Origin of the sequence: Paractinoplanes globisporus DSM 43857 (genome assembly GCF_000379645.1) — a bacterium.
Classification (GTDB): domain Bacteria; phylum Actinomycetota; class Actinomycetes; order Mycobacteriales; family Micromonosporaceae; genus Actinoplanes; species Actinoplanes globisporus.
In genome coordinates, this window is sequence record NZ_KB903356.1 from 287,969 (window position 1) to 301,650 (window position 13,682).

Consider the following 13,682-nt stretch of genomic DNA (forward strand, 5'->3'; position numbering starts at 1 on the left):
TCCAGCACAGTATCAAAGTTGTAGTAGATGTACTACATTCCTGAGCATGGCTTCTGTCGATGTTCTGAGTACGGGTCACGGGCCCGGTCTTGTCGTCCTCCCCGGCGGCACCCGGCGCGCCCGCCACTACCAGCGGATGGCCGACGCGCTGTCCGGCACGTACACCGTGCATGTGATCGAACGACGCGGCCGGGGGAGAAGTCCCGCCCAGGGCGACGACTACGGGCTCGACGTGGAGATCTCCGACGCGCTCGAGGTGCTCGAGGAGACCGGCTCCCGGCAGCTCTTCGGGCACAGCTACGGCGGGCTGGTCGCCCTGCACGTGGCGCTCAGGACCGATCTCGACCGGGTGATCGCATACGAGCCCGGGGTCAGCGTGAACGGCGCGATCCCCTGGGATTGGCAGCCCCGCTTCGAGCAGTTGCTCGCCGAGGGCAAGGACGCGCGGGCCATGGTCCAGTTTCTGCACGGGCTCGACCTCATGCCGAGCGGACCGCACGTCAACGCCATCGCGTGGGTGATGCAACGCGCCACGGCCGAGGGGCGGGCCGTGCGCGAGGTCCTGCCGACGATCGTCCGGGAGACCGGGGTGATGCGCGAGCTCGACTCGGACGGGAGCCGTTATGCCGCGATCACGGCGCCGACACTGCTGCTCGGCGGGGGCCGCTCCCCGGCGTACTTCCATGAGATTTTGAATGTGCTCGTGGAGACCATCCCGAACGCCAAGCGCGTCATCACGCCCGAGTTCGACCATAATGCCCCAGATCTCGACGGCCCTACGGCGGTGGCGGAGCTCATTCGCGCCTAACGGTGATCGTGTTGATCGCCTCGGCTGGATACGCTGATGCGATGGGGATCAAGCAGGTGAGGGTGCTCACCACGACGCTGCCCTCCATCACCTGGATGCCCCTCGCCCGTGCCCACGCCGAACGCGCCGACGAGATGACCGCGGGCCATCGTGCCCGGCGCGCGACCGGCGAGAAACACGCGATCGAGGACTTCCTCTACGACTACTACGGCACCCGCCCGTCCCAGCTGCGCCGCTGGCATCCCGGCATCGGGACGGGCCTGTCGCCGGCGCCGTCCGGCGTGGCCGAGCAGGCCGCGTGGAAGTTCTACCTGACGTACCCCGACGGCGTGGTCACGCTCGACCAGGACGCGTTCATGCACGCCCGCGGCGAGAGTGTCCGCTACATCCACGGCCTCCTCACCGCCACCGCGTCCCGCCCGGTCTTCTCGGGCTGCTTCGGCCTGCACGAGTGGGCGATGGTCTACCGCGCGCCGGAACACCGCCATCCGCTTCCCCTGCGCCTGGGCCAGGCCGAGACCAACCGCGTCGTGGAACAACACCCCATCAGGTGTACGCATTACGACGCGTTCCGTTTCTTCACGCCCGAGGCCGTCGGCTTGAATCGCTTGCAGCCCACCCGGGCGACGCAGGTCGACCTCGACCAGCCCGGCTGCCTGCACGCGGCCATGGACGTCCACAAGTGGGCGCAGAAACTGGGCCCGGCGGTGCCGGGGGCGCTGGCGCTGGATTGCTTCGCCCTGGCCGCGGATATCCGGCTGCTCGACATGCAGGCCAGCCCGTACGACCTCTCGTCGTACGGCTACGAGCCGGTGAAAATCGAAACGGCGGAAGGCAAGGCGGAATACGTAGCCCGGCAGCGGGAATTCGCGCGGCGGGCGGCCGGCTTGCGGGCGCGCTTGATTCGCGTCTGCGAGGAACTGCTCGGGCCGGAGGGGGCGGCGCGCAGTCGGGAGGCGGTCGCGCCCTTCAATCACCGCTGATTCGCCGGCTGGACGCCGCTCGCCCAACGCCGGCGTGGTGCGGCCGCGGCGGGGTCAGGTCGCCATTACCCAACGTCTACCGGACTAGCGGCCCCGGCACGCGTTCCCGCTGGTCGATGACTTCGATGGTCGCGGAACGCTTGTGCGGATCCACCCCGATGATGAGCTGGCCCACCCGATTGCTCCCCTCGATCGACGCCATGTCGACAGGAGGGCAGCGCTACTTCGAGCTGGGCAGTCCCCTCTCTTGAGCCTCTCCGCGCCGCGGTGACCGGCAGGGCCCCTCTCGCGTCAGTCGACGTCGCCGCGGCGGCCGCGCTTGACCTGGCTGCGGCGCTTCTTGTCGGCTATGCGGCGCTCGACCGAGCCCTTCGTCGGCCGGGTCGCGCGGCGGACTCGCGGTGGCGGGGCGATCGCCGAGGCGACCAGGCCGGCCAGACGGTCGGCGGCGGCCTCGCGGTTGCGAAGCTGGGAGCGGTGCTCCGAGGCCGTGACGGTCAGCACGCCCTGCACGAGGCGGGAGTCGAGGCGGGCGAGCGCGCGCTCCTTCAGCACCGGCGGCAGCAGCGGCGAGCCGGCCAGGTCCCAGGACAGCTCGACCCGCGAGTCGGTGGTGTTGACGCCCTGGCCGCCGGGGCCGCTGGAACGCGAGAAACGCCAGGCAAGCTCGGCCGCCGGAATCGTCAGGCGGTCATTGACCCGGACATCCTCAAGCACGTCGCAAAGCATGGCATCGCCGGGCGCCCGCTCGCCAGGCGTTATCGATCATGCGCGCGGGCCGCGGACCGGGCGCGGCCCGCGGAGGCGGCGCCCAGGCCAAATATTTCCTTCGCATTCATGGAGACTGGTAAGGATGAGCAGGTCGACGGAATTCCTCCTTGAACTGGCCCGCAGCCTCGAACAGGAGCTCACCGGACTGGCCGCCGTTGACAGCCGGGTCGACGGGAGCTACTGCGAGCTGAAGGTGACACCGATTCGAGCAGAAGCGTGCGGATTCACCATCCACTCCGAAGAGGACACCGAGATGACGGTCGAGTTCGGGAGATTTTCCGTTGCTCATGTGTACTCGCCCGACTTCGACGCCCTCGCCGCCGATCTGAACAGCATGGTCACGGCGCTCCTGGCCGGCGAGGTGCACGAAAGGGTCGGGTTCGTCAATGAGAAGCCGTGCCGCGCCAAGGCCACGGTGGGCGAAGGAGGCGCCACGTCGGCGTTTTCCACGAGAGACGGACTTTGCATCGGTGGCGAGACGCGAAAGTTTGAATACTCGCCGTATCGGAGCTAGCAGTTGATGGCGAGTCGCCGGACATCCTCCAGCACGCGGCCGGCGTGGCGTTGCTTGCCACCAGGTCGCCCGGCGATATCGATCGTGCACGGCAACCGGCCGGACAAGGCAGTATGGGTGGGTGACGTCCCCAAGCGCGCCGGTTGTCACGACCGGCTATCCGTGGCCTATTGAAACCACGCGACTGAGCAACGGCCTTCGGGTCGTGGTCAGTGAGGACCGGAGCTCACCGGTCGTCTGCGTCAACCTCTGGTACGACGTGGGCTCTCGGCACGAGCCGGCAGGGCAGACCGGCTTCGCGCATCTCTTCGAGCACCTGATGTTCGAGGGCTCGGTGCACGTCAAGAAGACCGAGCATATGCGGCTGGTGCAGGGCAACGGCGGCTCGCTGAACGCGACCACGAACCCGGACCGGACCAACTACTTCGAGACGATGCCGTCCGAGCACCTGGAGCTGGCCTTGTGGCTCGAGGCCGACCGGATGGGCGGGCTGGTTCCGGCGCTCACCCAGGAGACGCTGGACAACCAGCGCGAGGTGGTGAAGAACGAACGCCGCCAGCGGTACGACAACGTGCCGTACGGGGACGCCTGGCTGCGGCTGCTGGAGCTGCTCTACCCGGAGGGCCACCCGTACCACCACGCCACGATCGGGTCGATGGAGGACCTGAACGCGGCGAGCCTCGACACCTTCAAGGCGTTCCACCAGCAGTACTACGCGCCGAACAACTGCGTGCTCACGGTGGTCGGCGACGCCGGCCCGGACGAGGTCAAGAGGCTGGCCGAGAAGTACTTCGGGGAGCTCGCCCCGGTGCCGGACATCCCGCCCGCGCCCGCCGGCCACATCGCCGGGCCGGCCACCACGCCGGTGCGCGAGACCGTCACCGCCGCGGTGCCGGCGTCGCGGATCTACCTGTCGCACCGGACCCATCCGTTCGGCACCAAGGGGTACGACGCGATCACCCTGCTCGCCACGATCCTCGGCAACGGCCGGGGCAGCCGGCTCTACCAGCGGCTCGCGGACGGCAAGCGGATCGCCCAGCCCGACTACATCGGCTCGTACGGGGTCGACCTCGCGCACGCGCCGGCGCCGCTGATCGTCACGGCCACGACCAAGGACGGCGTGGACGTGGCCGAGCTCGAGGACGGCCTGTCCGAGGTGATCGGCAGCCTGGTCACCGAGCCCGTCACCGACGAGGAGCTGGGCCGGGCCAAGGCGATGCTCACCACCGCCTGGTGGCGCTCGATGTCCACGGTGGGCGGCCGCGCCGACACCCTCGGCCGGTACGCGACGCAGTTCGGCGACCCGGCGACCGTGGCCTACCGCCTCCCGCAGTGGCTGGCGATCACCGCGGACGACGTCACCGAGGCCGCCGCGTACGCCCTGAAGCCCGAGTCCCGGGTGACCCTCACGTACGTCCCGGAAGGCAAGGAAGGTAAGGACGCATGACGCTCGTCGCCAACCGCCCGGCGGCCGGCGCGGCCCGCCCGTACGCGTTCCCGGAGATCCGCCGGGTGAGCGTGGCCGGCGGCACCGTGATCGCCGCCCACCTGCCCGGCCAGCTGCTGGCCAGCTCGCTGCTGATGCTGGACGCGGGCGCCGCGCACGAGAGCGCCGGCCGCGAGGGCACCGCGACCGTGCTCGCCAAGTCGCTGGAGGAGGGCACCAAGACCCGCGACTCGGCGGCCTACGCGCTCGCGCTCGAGGGCCTCGGCGCCGAGCTGTCCGCGTCGGTCGACTGGGACTCGTTCCGGGTGAGCGTCCCCGCGCCGGTGCCGCTGCTGCTGGACGCCGTGCGCCTGGCCGCCGAGGCCGCCCGCACCCCGCGCCTGGACCCGGAGGACGTCACCCGGGTCCGCGACGACGAGGTGACGGCCCTGCGGATGGACTGGGCGCAGCCCGGCCCCCGCGCCGACGCCGCGCTGCGGGCCGACCTGTTCGGGGCCGGCGACCGCTACGGCCGCCCGCTGCACGGCGATCCCACCTCGGTGGCCGCCGTGACCGTCGACGACGTGGCCGCGTACCACGACTCCTGGCTGCTCAAGCCCGGGGTGCTGCTGATCGCCGGCGACCTCGACACACTCGACCTGACCGCGCTGGGCGAGGCCGCGTTCGCCGGCACGACCGGCGCCGGTGCCACCGCCGAGGGACCGCTGGCCTGGGAGACGAGGGCGCAGCGCCGGGTGATCCTGGTCGACCGGCCGGGCAGCGTGCAGTCGACGCTGCGGATCGGTCACCGGGCGCCGGAACGGGCCACGCCCGACTACGTGCCGATGACGCTGGCGGCGACCGTGCTGGGCGGCGCGTTCACGTCCCGGCTCAACCACCTCATCCGCGAGGTGCGCGGGTACTCGTACGGCATCCGTGGCAGTTATGCGATGACCCGGCGCTTCGGCCGCTTCGAGGTGGCCGCCGGGGTGCAGACCGCGGTGACCGTGCCGGCGATCACCGACACGATCGGCGAGATCGCCCGCACCCAGCTCGACGGGGTGACCGAGGAGGAACTGGCGGTGGCCCGCTCGTGGCGCGCCGGTCAGCTCTCGGTGGAGATGCAGACGCCGGGCGCGATCGTCGGGGCGCTGAGCACGCTGGTGCTGCACGGCCTGCCCGACGAGTACTACGCGACGCTGCGCCGGGAATACCTGGAGGCGACCGTCGAGCAGGTGTCGGCCGCGGCGGCCGCGCACCTGCACCCGAAGGGCCTGACCCTGGTGGTGGAGGGCGACGCCGCGGTGATCCGGGACGAGCTGGTGGCGGCCGGCATCGGCGAGCTGGTCGACGCCGAGATCTAGCGAAAATGGTAAAAGGCCCCCGAAAGGGGGCCTTTTGTCGTCTCGTGAAGATGTTGTGCAGGTACGGCGAGAACGATGGCCGACCGCGGCTAGCCTCGCCACCATGACGATCATGAGCGAGCCGACGACGCTACGGCCGGCCCGGAGCGGACGAAGGGTTGCCATGACCGTGCTGATCTGGCTGCTGATCCTGCCCGCCCTGCTGTTCGCGGCGATCCGGCTGGGAGGCCTCGACCGCGGGCCGCTCGTGCAGCTGCTGGCCTTCACGCCGTACGTCGCGGCCTGGTCGCTGCTGCCGATGGCACTCGCGTTCGCCACCCGCCGCTGGAGCGCCGCCGCCCTGGCGCTGGCCGTCGTGGTGGCCTTCGCCGCGTTCGTGCTGCCCCGGGCGATCCCGGGCGGCCGCGGCCCGTCGGACGGCGTCACGCTGCGGGTGATGACCAGCAACCTGATGCTGGGCGGCGCCGACGCCGACGCGGTCGTCAAGCTGGTCCGCGAGCACGACGTCGACGTGCTGGCGCTGCAGGAGTTCACGCCGGACGCCAAGGACGCGCTGGCCAAGGCCGGCCTCGACGAGCTGCTCCCCTACGCGTCGCTCGCCGACGAGCCCGGCGCCTCCGGCTCGGGCCTCTACTCCCGCTTCCCCATCGGCCAGGCGCGCAGCTCGCGCAATCCGGGTGGTTTCCAGCAGGCGTACGGCGTGATCCAGCCCCCGGGCGCAGGCGCGCTGCTCATCGGCTCCGCGCACCCGCTCGCGCCGTCGGAGGTGAAGGTCGGCCGGGCCTGGCGCGAGGACCTGGCCGACGAGCCGAAGGCCGACCCGGACGGCACGCCCCGCATCCTGCTCGGCGACTTCAACGCGACCCTCGACCACGCGCCGCTGCGCGAGCTGATCGCGAGCGGCTACCGGGACGCGGGCGCCGCCACCGGCCACGGATTCACGCCGACCTGGCCCTACGTCGGGCACGGGCACCTGCCGAAGATCACCATCGATCACGTGCTCGTCGACAAGCGGATCGGCGTACGGGAAATGGAAGTGCACCCGGTCCCGAAGACCGACCACCGGGCGATCGTCGCGGAGCTGACGGTGCCGAAGGCATGATGGCTGGCGTGACCACCCGCCTCGTCGCCTCGGGCGACGCACCCGAGCTGGCCGCGCTGCTCGCCGGCAACCGCGAATTCCTCGCCCCCTACGAGCCGTTCCGCCCGGAGGAGTACTACACCCCGGAAGGCCAGCGCACCTACCTCGAGGACGTGTTACGGCAGTGCTCGGCCGGCACCACCCTCGCCCACGTGATCGTCGACGACGACCAGATCGTCGGCCGGATCACGCTCAGCGGCATCACCCGCGGGCCGTTCCTCTCGGCCAGCCTCGGCTACTGGGTGGCCAAGGCGGCGAACGGGCGCGGGGTGGCCTCGGCCGCGGTGGCGCGGATCGTGCGGCTCGCCTTCGACGAGCTGGGGCTGCACCGGCTCGAGGCGGGCACCCTGGTGCACAACGCCGCCTCGCAGCGGGTGCTGGTCCGCAACGGGTTCCAGCGGTTCGGGCTCGCCCCGCGCTACCTGCGGATCAACGGCGAGTGGCGGGACCACATCCTGTTCCAGCGTCTCGCCGACGAGAAGGGCGATTAATCGGATGCCGGGCCGCGGGGACGCACCTACCATCGGCGGCATGATGCACGGGTTCATGACGACGGCGCCGGAGAAGTCCCGGCGTCGCTGACCTGTGCCACCAGCCCCGGGCGAGATGCCCGGGTGCCGAGGGGTCTCGCCCATGTTCAAGGGAGACCCCGACATGAACGCCGACCATCGCAAGCTCGGCCGTGAGCTCGACCTCTTCGACTCCGATCCACTCATCGGCGCGGGCCTGCCGTTCTGGCTTCCGGCCGGCGCGGCGGCCCGCCACGAGGTGGAGTCCTACCTGTACGAGCTGGAGCGCCGCGCCGGCTACCAGCACGTCTACTCGCCGGCCATGGGCAAGAGGCAGATGTACGAGCTCTCGGGCCACTGGCGTAACTTCGCCGACGACATGTTCCCGCCGATGGTGCTCGGCGGCGACGAGCTCGTGCTGCGGCCCAGCCTCTGCCCCCACCACGCGCTGATCTTCAAGTCCCGGCAGCGGTCCTATCGCGACCTGCCGCTGCGCATCGCCGAGCTGGGCCCGATGTACCGCGCCGAGCGCTCGGGCGTGCTGGGCGGGCTGTCCCGGGTGCGCTCGATCCAGCTCAACGACGCGCACATCTTCTGCGCGCTCGACCAGGTCGGCGACGAGGTGTCCGGGGTGCTGCGCCTGATGGGCGTCGCGCACAAGGCGCTCGGCCTGCGGCCGTCGTCGTTCCGCCTCTCGCTGCGCGGTGACGATGGGAAGTACGCCGGCAACGACGACCTGTGGGAGCGAGCGTCGGCCTTCCTGCGCGCCGCGCTGGATATTTCCGGAATTTCCTATCAAGAGGCGCCGGGCGAGGCGGCGTTCTACGGACCGAAGATAGACATCCAGGTCGAGGATGCGGCGGGCCGGGAGTGGAGCCTCTCGACCATTCAGATCGACTTCCACCAGCCGGCCCAGTTCGGCCTCGAGTACATCGCCCCAGACGGCGGGCGGGAGCGCCCGGTCATGGTGCACCGCAGCCTGGCCGGTTCGATGGAACGGCTCTTCGGACACCTGATCGAGGTGCATCAAGGAGCATTTCCGATCTGGTACGCCCCGGTGCAGCTCGATGTGTTGCCGGTGTCCGCCGAGCAGTCGGCCGATGCGTCGAGGCTGCGGGACCGGGCCGTCGAGTCGGGGCTGCGGGCCGAGGCGCACCACGACGGGTCGATCGGGGCGCGGATTCGGGCGTCGGTCGAGCGCAGGGTCCCGTACGTGGGAATCGTCGGCAAGCGGGAGGCGGCGGACGACCTGGTCGCTCTCCGCCTGCGCGACGGACGTCAGTTGCCGGCGATGCCGGCGGCGGAGGCGCTCGCGTTGATCGCCTCCGCCGCGGCCGACAGTCAGGCGGGGGTGGACGTCCTGGCCAGGCCGTAGGTGAGCGCGTCGACCAGGGCGACCCAGCTGGCCTCCACGATGTTCTCGTGCACGCCCACGGTGGTCCACTCGCGTTCCCGGTCGCCGGTCTCGAGCAGCACCCGGGTGACCGCGTTGGTGCCGTGGCTGCCCTCGAGGATGCGCACCTTGTAGTCGGTCAGCTCGACGGTCTTGAGCTGCGGGTAGTGCTGCGACAGCGCCACCCGCAGCGCCTCGTCGAGCGCGTTGACCGGGCCGACGCCCTCGGCGGTGGCGATCACGCGTTCGCCGCGGACGCGGACCTTCACGGTCGCCTCGGAGACCACCGAGCCGTCCTCGCGGTGCTCGACCAGCACCCGGTACGACTCCAGCGTGAACGGGCGCAGGTAGCCCTCGCCCGGCAACTCGCCTCGCACCAGCAGCTCGAACGAGGCGTCCGCGGCCTCGAACGACCAGCCGCCGGCCTCCAGGTCCTTCACCTTCTGGGTGATCGTGGAGAGGGCGTCCGGGTGGCCGGCCAGGTCAAGTCCGAGCTCGCGGCTCTTGAGCTCGATGCTGGCCCGGCCGGCCATCTCCGTCACCAGGATCCGCATGTCGTTGCCGACAACCGACGGGTCGACGTGGTTGTAGAGCAGCGGATCCACCTTGATCGCGCTCGCGTGCAACCCCGCCTTGTGAGCGAAAGCCGCGGCCCCGACGTAGGCCTGGTGGGTGTCGGGGGCGATGTTGGCGATCTCGGCGAGCGCGGTGGAGACCCGCGCCGCCTTCTCGAGGCAGCCGTCCGGTAGGACCTGCAGCCCGAGCTTGAGCTGTACGTTGCTGACCGTGGCGAACAGGTCGGCGTTGCCGGGGCGCTCGCCGTACCCGTTCGCGGTGCACTGGAAGTGCTTCACGCCGGCCTCGACCGCGGCGATCGTGTTCGCGACCGCGCAGGAGGTGTCGTTCTGGCAGTGGATGCCGAGCCGGTCGGCGCTGACGCCGGTGCGCTCGACGACCTCCTCGACCGCCTTGGTGATCATCGAGGGGAGCATGCCGCCGTTGGTGTCGCACATCACGACCCGCTCGGCGCCGCCCTCGAACGCGGCCTTCACCACACTCGCCGTGTACGCCGGGTCGTAGCGGAAGCCGTCGAAGAAGTGCTCGCAGTCGAGGAAGACCCGGCGGCCGTGCTCGACGAAGTAGGCGACGGTGTCGCGGACCATCGCGAGGTTCTCCTCGCCGGTCGTGCGCAGCGCCCGTACGACGTGCCGGATGTCCGACTTGGCGACCAGGCAGACCACCGGGGTTCCGGCGTCCAGCAGCGCCTGGACCTGCTGGTCCTTGGCCACGTCGACGCCCGCCTTGCGGGTCGAGCCGAACGCGACGAGCAGCGCGTTCCTGAGGTCGAGCTCGGTCTTCGCCCGTTCGAAGAACTCGGTGTCCTTGGGCATGGCGCCGGGCCAGCCGCCCTCGATGAAGCCCACGCCGAACTCGTCCAGCAGCCGCGCGACCGCCAGCTTGTCGGCGACTGAGTAGCTGATCCCTTCCCGCTGTGCCCCGTCGCGCAGCGTGGTGTCGAAGACCTGGTAGTCCATGGCGCGGTTTCCCTTCGGAGGATTGTGAGGACCCAACAAAAAGACCCCCCGCGGCTGCGGGAGGTCTGCGCGTCGGCGAGAGGTCAGCCGGCGCGCTAGGTGCCAATAATGAGCACGAGATGGGTCACGGGATGAAGCATGCCACTAACGGCCCTCGTGGGAAGCCTTGTTCCACCTATCGAGATTAGATTCGGTGGTGTGGTAACCGACTCATACCCCCGGAACCTCGGTTTCTCCGCTACCTACAACTTCCGCGACGTCGGCGGATACACCGGTCTCGACGGTCGCACGGTGCGCTGGCGGCGGCTGTTCCGCGCGGACGCGCTGCACCGCCTCGGCGACGCCGACAACGAGGCGTTCGCCCAGCTCGGGGTCCGTACAGTGATCGACCTGCGACGGCCGTTCGAAGTCGAGCGGTTCGGCCGCGTGCCCGAGCGGTACGGCCTGGACTACCTCCACCTGGTGCTCAAGCACATCGATTGGGAAGGGATCGAGCAGCCCGACGAGGCGCGGCAGGATCGCTGGCTCGCGGATCGCTACCTGAACTTCGCCGAGGACGGCCGGGAGGCCCTGCTCGCCTCGCTGCGGGTGATCGCCGACCCGTCGCGGGCGCCGGTGATCGTGCACTGCATGGCCGGCAAGGACCGCACCGGCACGGTCTGCGCGCTGACGCTGGCCCTGCTCGGGGTGTCCGACGAGGACATCGCCGCCGACTACGCGCTGACCACCGAGGCGATGCGGCCGCTCACCGAGTACCTGCTCAAGAAGAACCCCGAGGTGGTACGGGGCAACGAGCACATGTTCGACTCGCCGCCCGGCGCCATGCTGATGTTCCTCGACGACCTGCGCGCGCTGCACGGCTCGGTCGAGGAGTACATCCGCGAGATCGGCCTCACCGACGACGAGGTCGCGGCGATGCGCGGGCACCTGCTGGAGGGCTAGAGAACGCGGTGCACCCAGCCGAAGGGGTCGGCGGCCCGGCCGCGCTGGATGTCGACGAGCTCCTTGCGCAGGCCCATGGTGACCTCGCCGGAACCGCCGCCGGCCACGGTGAACTCGAAGTCGGGCGACTTGACCGTGCCGATCGGGGTGATCACGGCGGCCGTGCCGCAGGCGAACGCCTCGCGGATCGCGCCCGAGGCGGCGCCCTCGCGCCACTCGTCCATGCTCACTGGCCGCTCCACGACGCGGCGGCCGGCCCGCTCGGCCAGCCTGATCACCGAGTCGCGGGTGATGCCGGGCAGGATCGTGCCGGTCAGCGGCGGCGTCGCCAGGCTGCCGTCGTCGAGCACGAAGAAGACGTTCATGCCGCCGAGCTCGTCGATGTATTTCCGCTGCACCGCGTCGAGGTAGACGACCTGGTCGCAGCCGTGCTCGATGGCCTCGGCCTGGGCCGAGAGGCCGGCCGCGTAGTTGCCACCGCATTTCGCCGCGCCGGTGCCGCCGGGGGCCGCCCGCGTGTAGTCCGGGCTCACCCAGACCGAGACCGGCTTCACCCCGCCGGAGAAGTAGGCGCCGACCGGGGACGCGATCACCAGGTACAGGTATTCCAGCGAGGGGCGCACACCGAGGAAGACCTCACTCGCGTACGCGAAGGGGCGCAGGTAGAGGCTGCCCTCGTCGCTCTGCGGGATCCAGTCCCGGTCGATGCGGATGATCTCGCGCAGCGACTGGAGGAACGTGGCGCCGGGCAGGGCCGGCATCGCCATCCGCTGGGCGGACTGGGCGAAGCGGGCGGCGTTGGCGTCCGGGCGGAACATGGCGACGCCGCCGTCGGCCATCTTGTACGCCTTGAGGCCCTCGAAGATCTCCTGCGCGTAGTGCAGCACCGCGGAGGCGGGGTCGATCGAGATCGGAGCGCGCGCCTCGACGCGGGCGTCGTACCAGCCCTTGCCGTCCGCGTACCGCACCGTGACCATGTGGTCGGTGAAGACGCGGCCGAAACCGGGGTTGACCAGCAGCGCATCGCGCTCGGCCACGCTCACCGGGGCCGGGTTCGGACGGATCTCGAAGTCGAGGTTGTCACCACCACTCATGGCGAATAGACCTGCCTATCTGAAAAAGAATGAGGGCACGCTTCAGCTCAGTGCCACGAAGATACCCCGAACGGCCGTTAAGACAACGGGGGTGAAGTGACCCGGGAGTAGGTCAGAGAGCGGCCGCGACGCGGTCGCCGACCTCGGCGGTACGCAGCGAGGCGCCCGCGGCGCGGGACGCGACCTCGGCGGCGACCGCTTCCGATACTCGGCGGGCCTCGTCCTGGTGGCCGAGGTGCTCGAGCAGCAGCGACGCGGAGAGAATCGCGGCGGCCGGGTCGGCGATGCCCTGGCCGGCGATGTCCGGCGCGGAGCCGTGCACCGGCTCGAAGGTCGACGGGTACTTGCGCTCCGGGTTGACGGAGCCGCTGGCCGCCATGCCGATGCCGCCGGTCACGGCAGCGGCGATGTCGGTGATGATGTCACCGAAGAGGTTGTCGGTCACGATCACGTCGTACCGCTGCGGGTTGCTGACCATGAACATGCAGGCCGCGTCGACGTGCTGGTATTCCGTGGTGACCTCGGGGAACTCGGCGGCGACGGCGGCGAACGTGCGCGCCCAGAGGCTGCCGGCCTTGGTCAGGACGTTGGTCTTGTGCACCAGGGTGAGGTGGCGGCGCTCGCGGCGCTGGGCGCGGGCGAACGCGTCCCGCACGACCCGCTCGACGCCGTGCCGCGTGTTCAGGCTTTCCTCGGTGGCGATCTCGGCGGGGGTGTCCTTGTGCAGGACGCCGCCGGCGCCGACGTAGAGGCCCTCGGTGCCCTCGCGGACCACGACCATGTCGATCTCGCCGGGCTTCAGGCCGGCCAGCGGGCTGGTGGTGCCGGGCCAGAGCTTGGAGGGGCGAAGATTTACATACTGGTCGAAGTCGAAGCGGAGCTTGAGCAGCAGGCCGCGCTCGAGGACGCCCGGCGGCACGCTCGGGTCGCCGATCGCGCCGAGCAGGATGGCGTCGTGGGCGGCCAGCTCGTCCTCGATCACCTGGGGCAGGACCTCGCCCGTGCGGTTGTAGAACCGGGCGCCGAGGTCGTAGTCGTCGAACTCGGTGCCGGGGAGCACGGCCTCGATGACCTTGCGGGCCTCGGCGGTCACCTCGGTCCCGATGCCGTCGCCGGCCACCACCGCGATCCGCGCCACGCTCACGTCAGGCTCCCTCAGCTCTTCGAAGACCCGACCAGGCTAGCCCCGCGTCCCGATCTTC

General features: G+C 70.4%; 13 protein-coding genes. 9 read left to right on the plus strand and 4 right to left on the minus strand.

Annotated features, from left to right (window positions below; translation table 11 throughout):
• Positions 1 to 46 precede the first annotated feature (46 nt).
• Entirely contained in the window at positions 47 to 808 is a 762-nt protein-coding gene (locus A3CQ_RS58340) for an alpha/beta fold hydrolase (protein WP_084699524.1), read from the plus strand.
• Positions 809 to 849: 41 nt separating this feature from the next.
• Positions 850 to 1,791 (plus strand): hypothetical protein, encoded by a 942-nt coding sequence (locus A3CQ_RS0147615; RefSeq protein WP_020518055.1) that lies wholly within the window; start codon positions 850 to 852, stop codon positions 1,789 to 1,791.
• A gap of 291 nt (positions 1,792 to 2,082) precedes the next feature.
• On the opposite strand, the gene arfB is transcribed toward A3CQ_RS0147615, so the two are convergent.
• Complete coding sequence (gene arfB / locus A3CQ_RS0147625; protein ID WP_020518057.1) at positions 2,083 to 2,520, minus strand: alternative ribosome rescue aminoacyl-tRNA hydrolase ArfB; 438 nt, start codon at positions 2,518 to 2,520, stop codon at positions 2,083 to 2,085.
• Between the two features lie 124 nt (positions 2,521 to 2,644).
• On the opposite strand from arfB, the gene A3CQ_RS0147630 reads away from it, so the two are divergent.
• The 6 genes from A3CQ_RS0147630 to thrS all read left to right on the plus strand — a co-directional run bounded on the left by A3CQ_RS0147630 (position 2,645) and on the right by thrS (position 8,891).
• Complete coding sequence (locus A3CQ_RS0147630; protein WP_020518058.1) at positions 2,645 to 3,076, plus strand: hypothetical protein; 432 nt, start codon at positions 2,645 to 2,647, stop codon at positions 3,074 to 3,076.
• A gap of 121 nt (positions 3,077 to 3,197) precedes the next feature.
• Complete coding sequence (locus A3CQ_RS0147635; RefSeq protein WP_026207012.1) at positions 3,198 to 4,523, plus strand: M16 family metallopeptidase; 1,326 nt, start codon at positions 3,198 to 3,200, stop codon at positions 4,521 to 4,523.
• On the plus strand, positions 4,520 to 5,866 hold the full coding sequence (locus tag A3CQ_RS0147640; protein ID WP_020518060.1) for a M16 family metallopeptidase: 1,347 nt from the start codon (positions 4,520 to 4,522) through the stop codon (positions 5,864 to 5,866). Before A3CQ_RS0147635 ends, A3CQ_RS0147640 begins: the two co-directional genes overlap by 4 nt.
• Positions 5,867 to 6,029: 163 nt before the next feature.
• Positions 6,030 to 6,968, plus strand: coding sequence for an endonuclease/exonuclease/phosphatase family protein (locus A3CQ_RS0147645; RefSeq protein WP_020518061.1), 939 nt, complete (start codon positions 6,030 to 6,032; stop codon positions 6,966 to 6,968).
• Positions 6,968 to 7,498, plus strand: a complete 531-nt coding sequence (locus A3CQ_RS0147650; RefSeq protein ID WP_040434209.1) for a GNAT family N-acetyltransferase — start codon at positions 6,968 to 6,970, stop codon at positions 7,496 to 7,498. Before A3CQ_RS0147645 ends, A3CQ_RS0147650 begins: the two co-directional genes overlap by 1 nt.
• A gap of 163 nt (positions 7,499 to 7,661) precedes the next feature.
• The gene (gene thrS, locus A3CQ_RS0147655; RefSeq protein ID WP_040434236.1) at positions 7,662 to 8,891 is read left to right on the plus strand and encodes a threonine--tRNA ligase; all 1,230 of its coding nucleotides are present in this window, start codon (positions 7,662 to 7,664) and stop codon (positions 8,889 to 8,891) included.
• Here thrS and cimA read toward each other — a convergent pair.
• Positions 8,858 to 10,444 carry a citramalate synthase gene (gene cimA, locus A3CQ_RS0147660; RefSeq protein WP_020518064.1) on the minus strand — a complete coding sequence of 529 codons (1,587 nt, stop codon included), beginning with the start codon at positions 10,442 to 10,444 and terminating at the stop codon, positions 8,858 to 8,860. The genes thrS and cimA overlap by 34 nt on opposite strands.
• A gap of 198 nt (positions 10,445 to 10,642) precedes the next feature.
• Between cimA and A3CQ_RS0147665 the strand changes: the two genes are divergently transcribed.
• Entirely contained in the window at positions 10,643 to 11,386 is a 744-nt protein-coding gene (locus A3CQ_RS0147665; protein ID WP_020518065.1) for a tyrosine-protein phosphatase, read from the plus strand.
• Here the strand turns inward: A3CQ_RS0147665 and A3CQ_RS0147670 are convergent.
• Both A3CQ_RS0147670 and A3CQ_RS0147675 read right to left on the minus strand, forming a co-directional pair.
• Positions 11,383 to 12,480: a branched-chain amino acid aminotransferase gene (locus tag A3CQ_RS0147670; protein ID WP_020518066.1), complete on the minus strand. Its 1,098-nt coding sequence runs from the start codon at positions 12,478 to 12,480 to the stop codon at positions 11,383 to 11,385. The two genes, A3CQ_RS0147665 and A3CQ_RS0147670, sit on opposite strands and share 4 nt — an antisense overlap.
• Before the next feature lie 112 nt (positions 12,481 to 12,592).
• On the minus strand, positions 12,593 to 13,618 hold the full coding sequence (locus tag A3CQ_RS0147675) for a 3-isopropylmalate dehydrogenase (protein WP_026207013.1): 1,026 nt from the start codon (positions 13,616 to 13,618) through the stop codon (positions 12,593 to 12,595).
• Between the last annotated feature and the right edge of the window lie 64 nt (positions 13,619 to 13,682).

Bases quoted from the DNA above. Each gene is read 5' to 3' on its own strand.
- A3CQ_RS58340 (WP_084699524.1), top strand. From the start codon at position 47: ATGGCTTCTGTCGATGTTCTGAGTACGGGTCACGGGCCCGGTCTTGTC.
- A3CQ_RS0147615 (WP_020518055.1), top strand. From the start codon at position 850: ATGGGGATCAAGCAGGTGAGGGTGCTCACCACGACGCTGCCCTCCATC.
- arfB (WP_020518057.1), bottom strand. From the start codon at position 2,520: ATGCTTTGCGACGTGCTTGAGGATGTCCGGGTCAATGACCGCCTGACG.
- A3CQ_RS0147630 (WP_020518058.1), top strand. From the start codon at position 2,645: ATGAGCAGGTCGACGGAATTCCTCCTTGAACTGGCCCGCAGCCTCGAA.
- A3CQ_RS0147640 (WP_020518060.1), top strand. From the start codon at position 4,520: ATGACGCTCGTCGCCAACCGCCCGGCGGCCGGCGCGGCCCGCCCGTAC.
- A3CQ_RS0147645 (WP_020518061.1), top strand. From the start codon at position 6,030: ATGACCGTGCTGATCTGGCTGCTGATCCTGCCCGCCCTGCTGTTCGCG.
- A3CQ_RS0147650 (WP_040434209.1), top strand. From the start codon at position 6,968: ATGGCTGGCGTGACCACCCGCCTCGTCGCCTCGGGCGACGCACCCGAG.
- thrS (WP_040434236.1), top strand. From the start codon at position 7,662: ATGAACGCCGACCATCGCAAGCTCGGCCGTGAGCTCGACCTCTTCGAC.
- cimA (WP_020518064.1), bottom strand. From the start codon at position 10,444: ATGGACTACCAGGTCTTCGACACCACGCTGCGCGACGGGGCACAGCGG.
- A3CQ_RS0147670 (WP_020518066.1), bottom strand. From the start codon at position 12,480: ATGAGTGGTGGTGACAACCTCGACTTCGAGATCCGTCCGAACCCGGCC.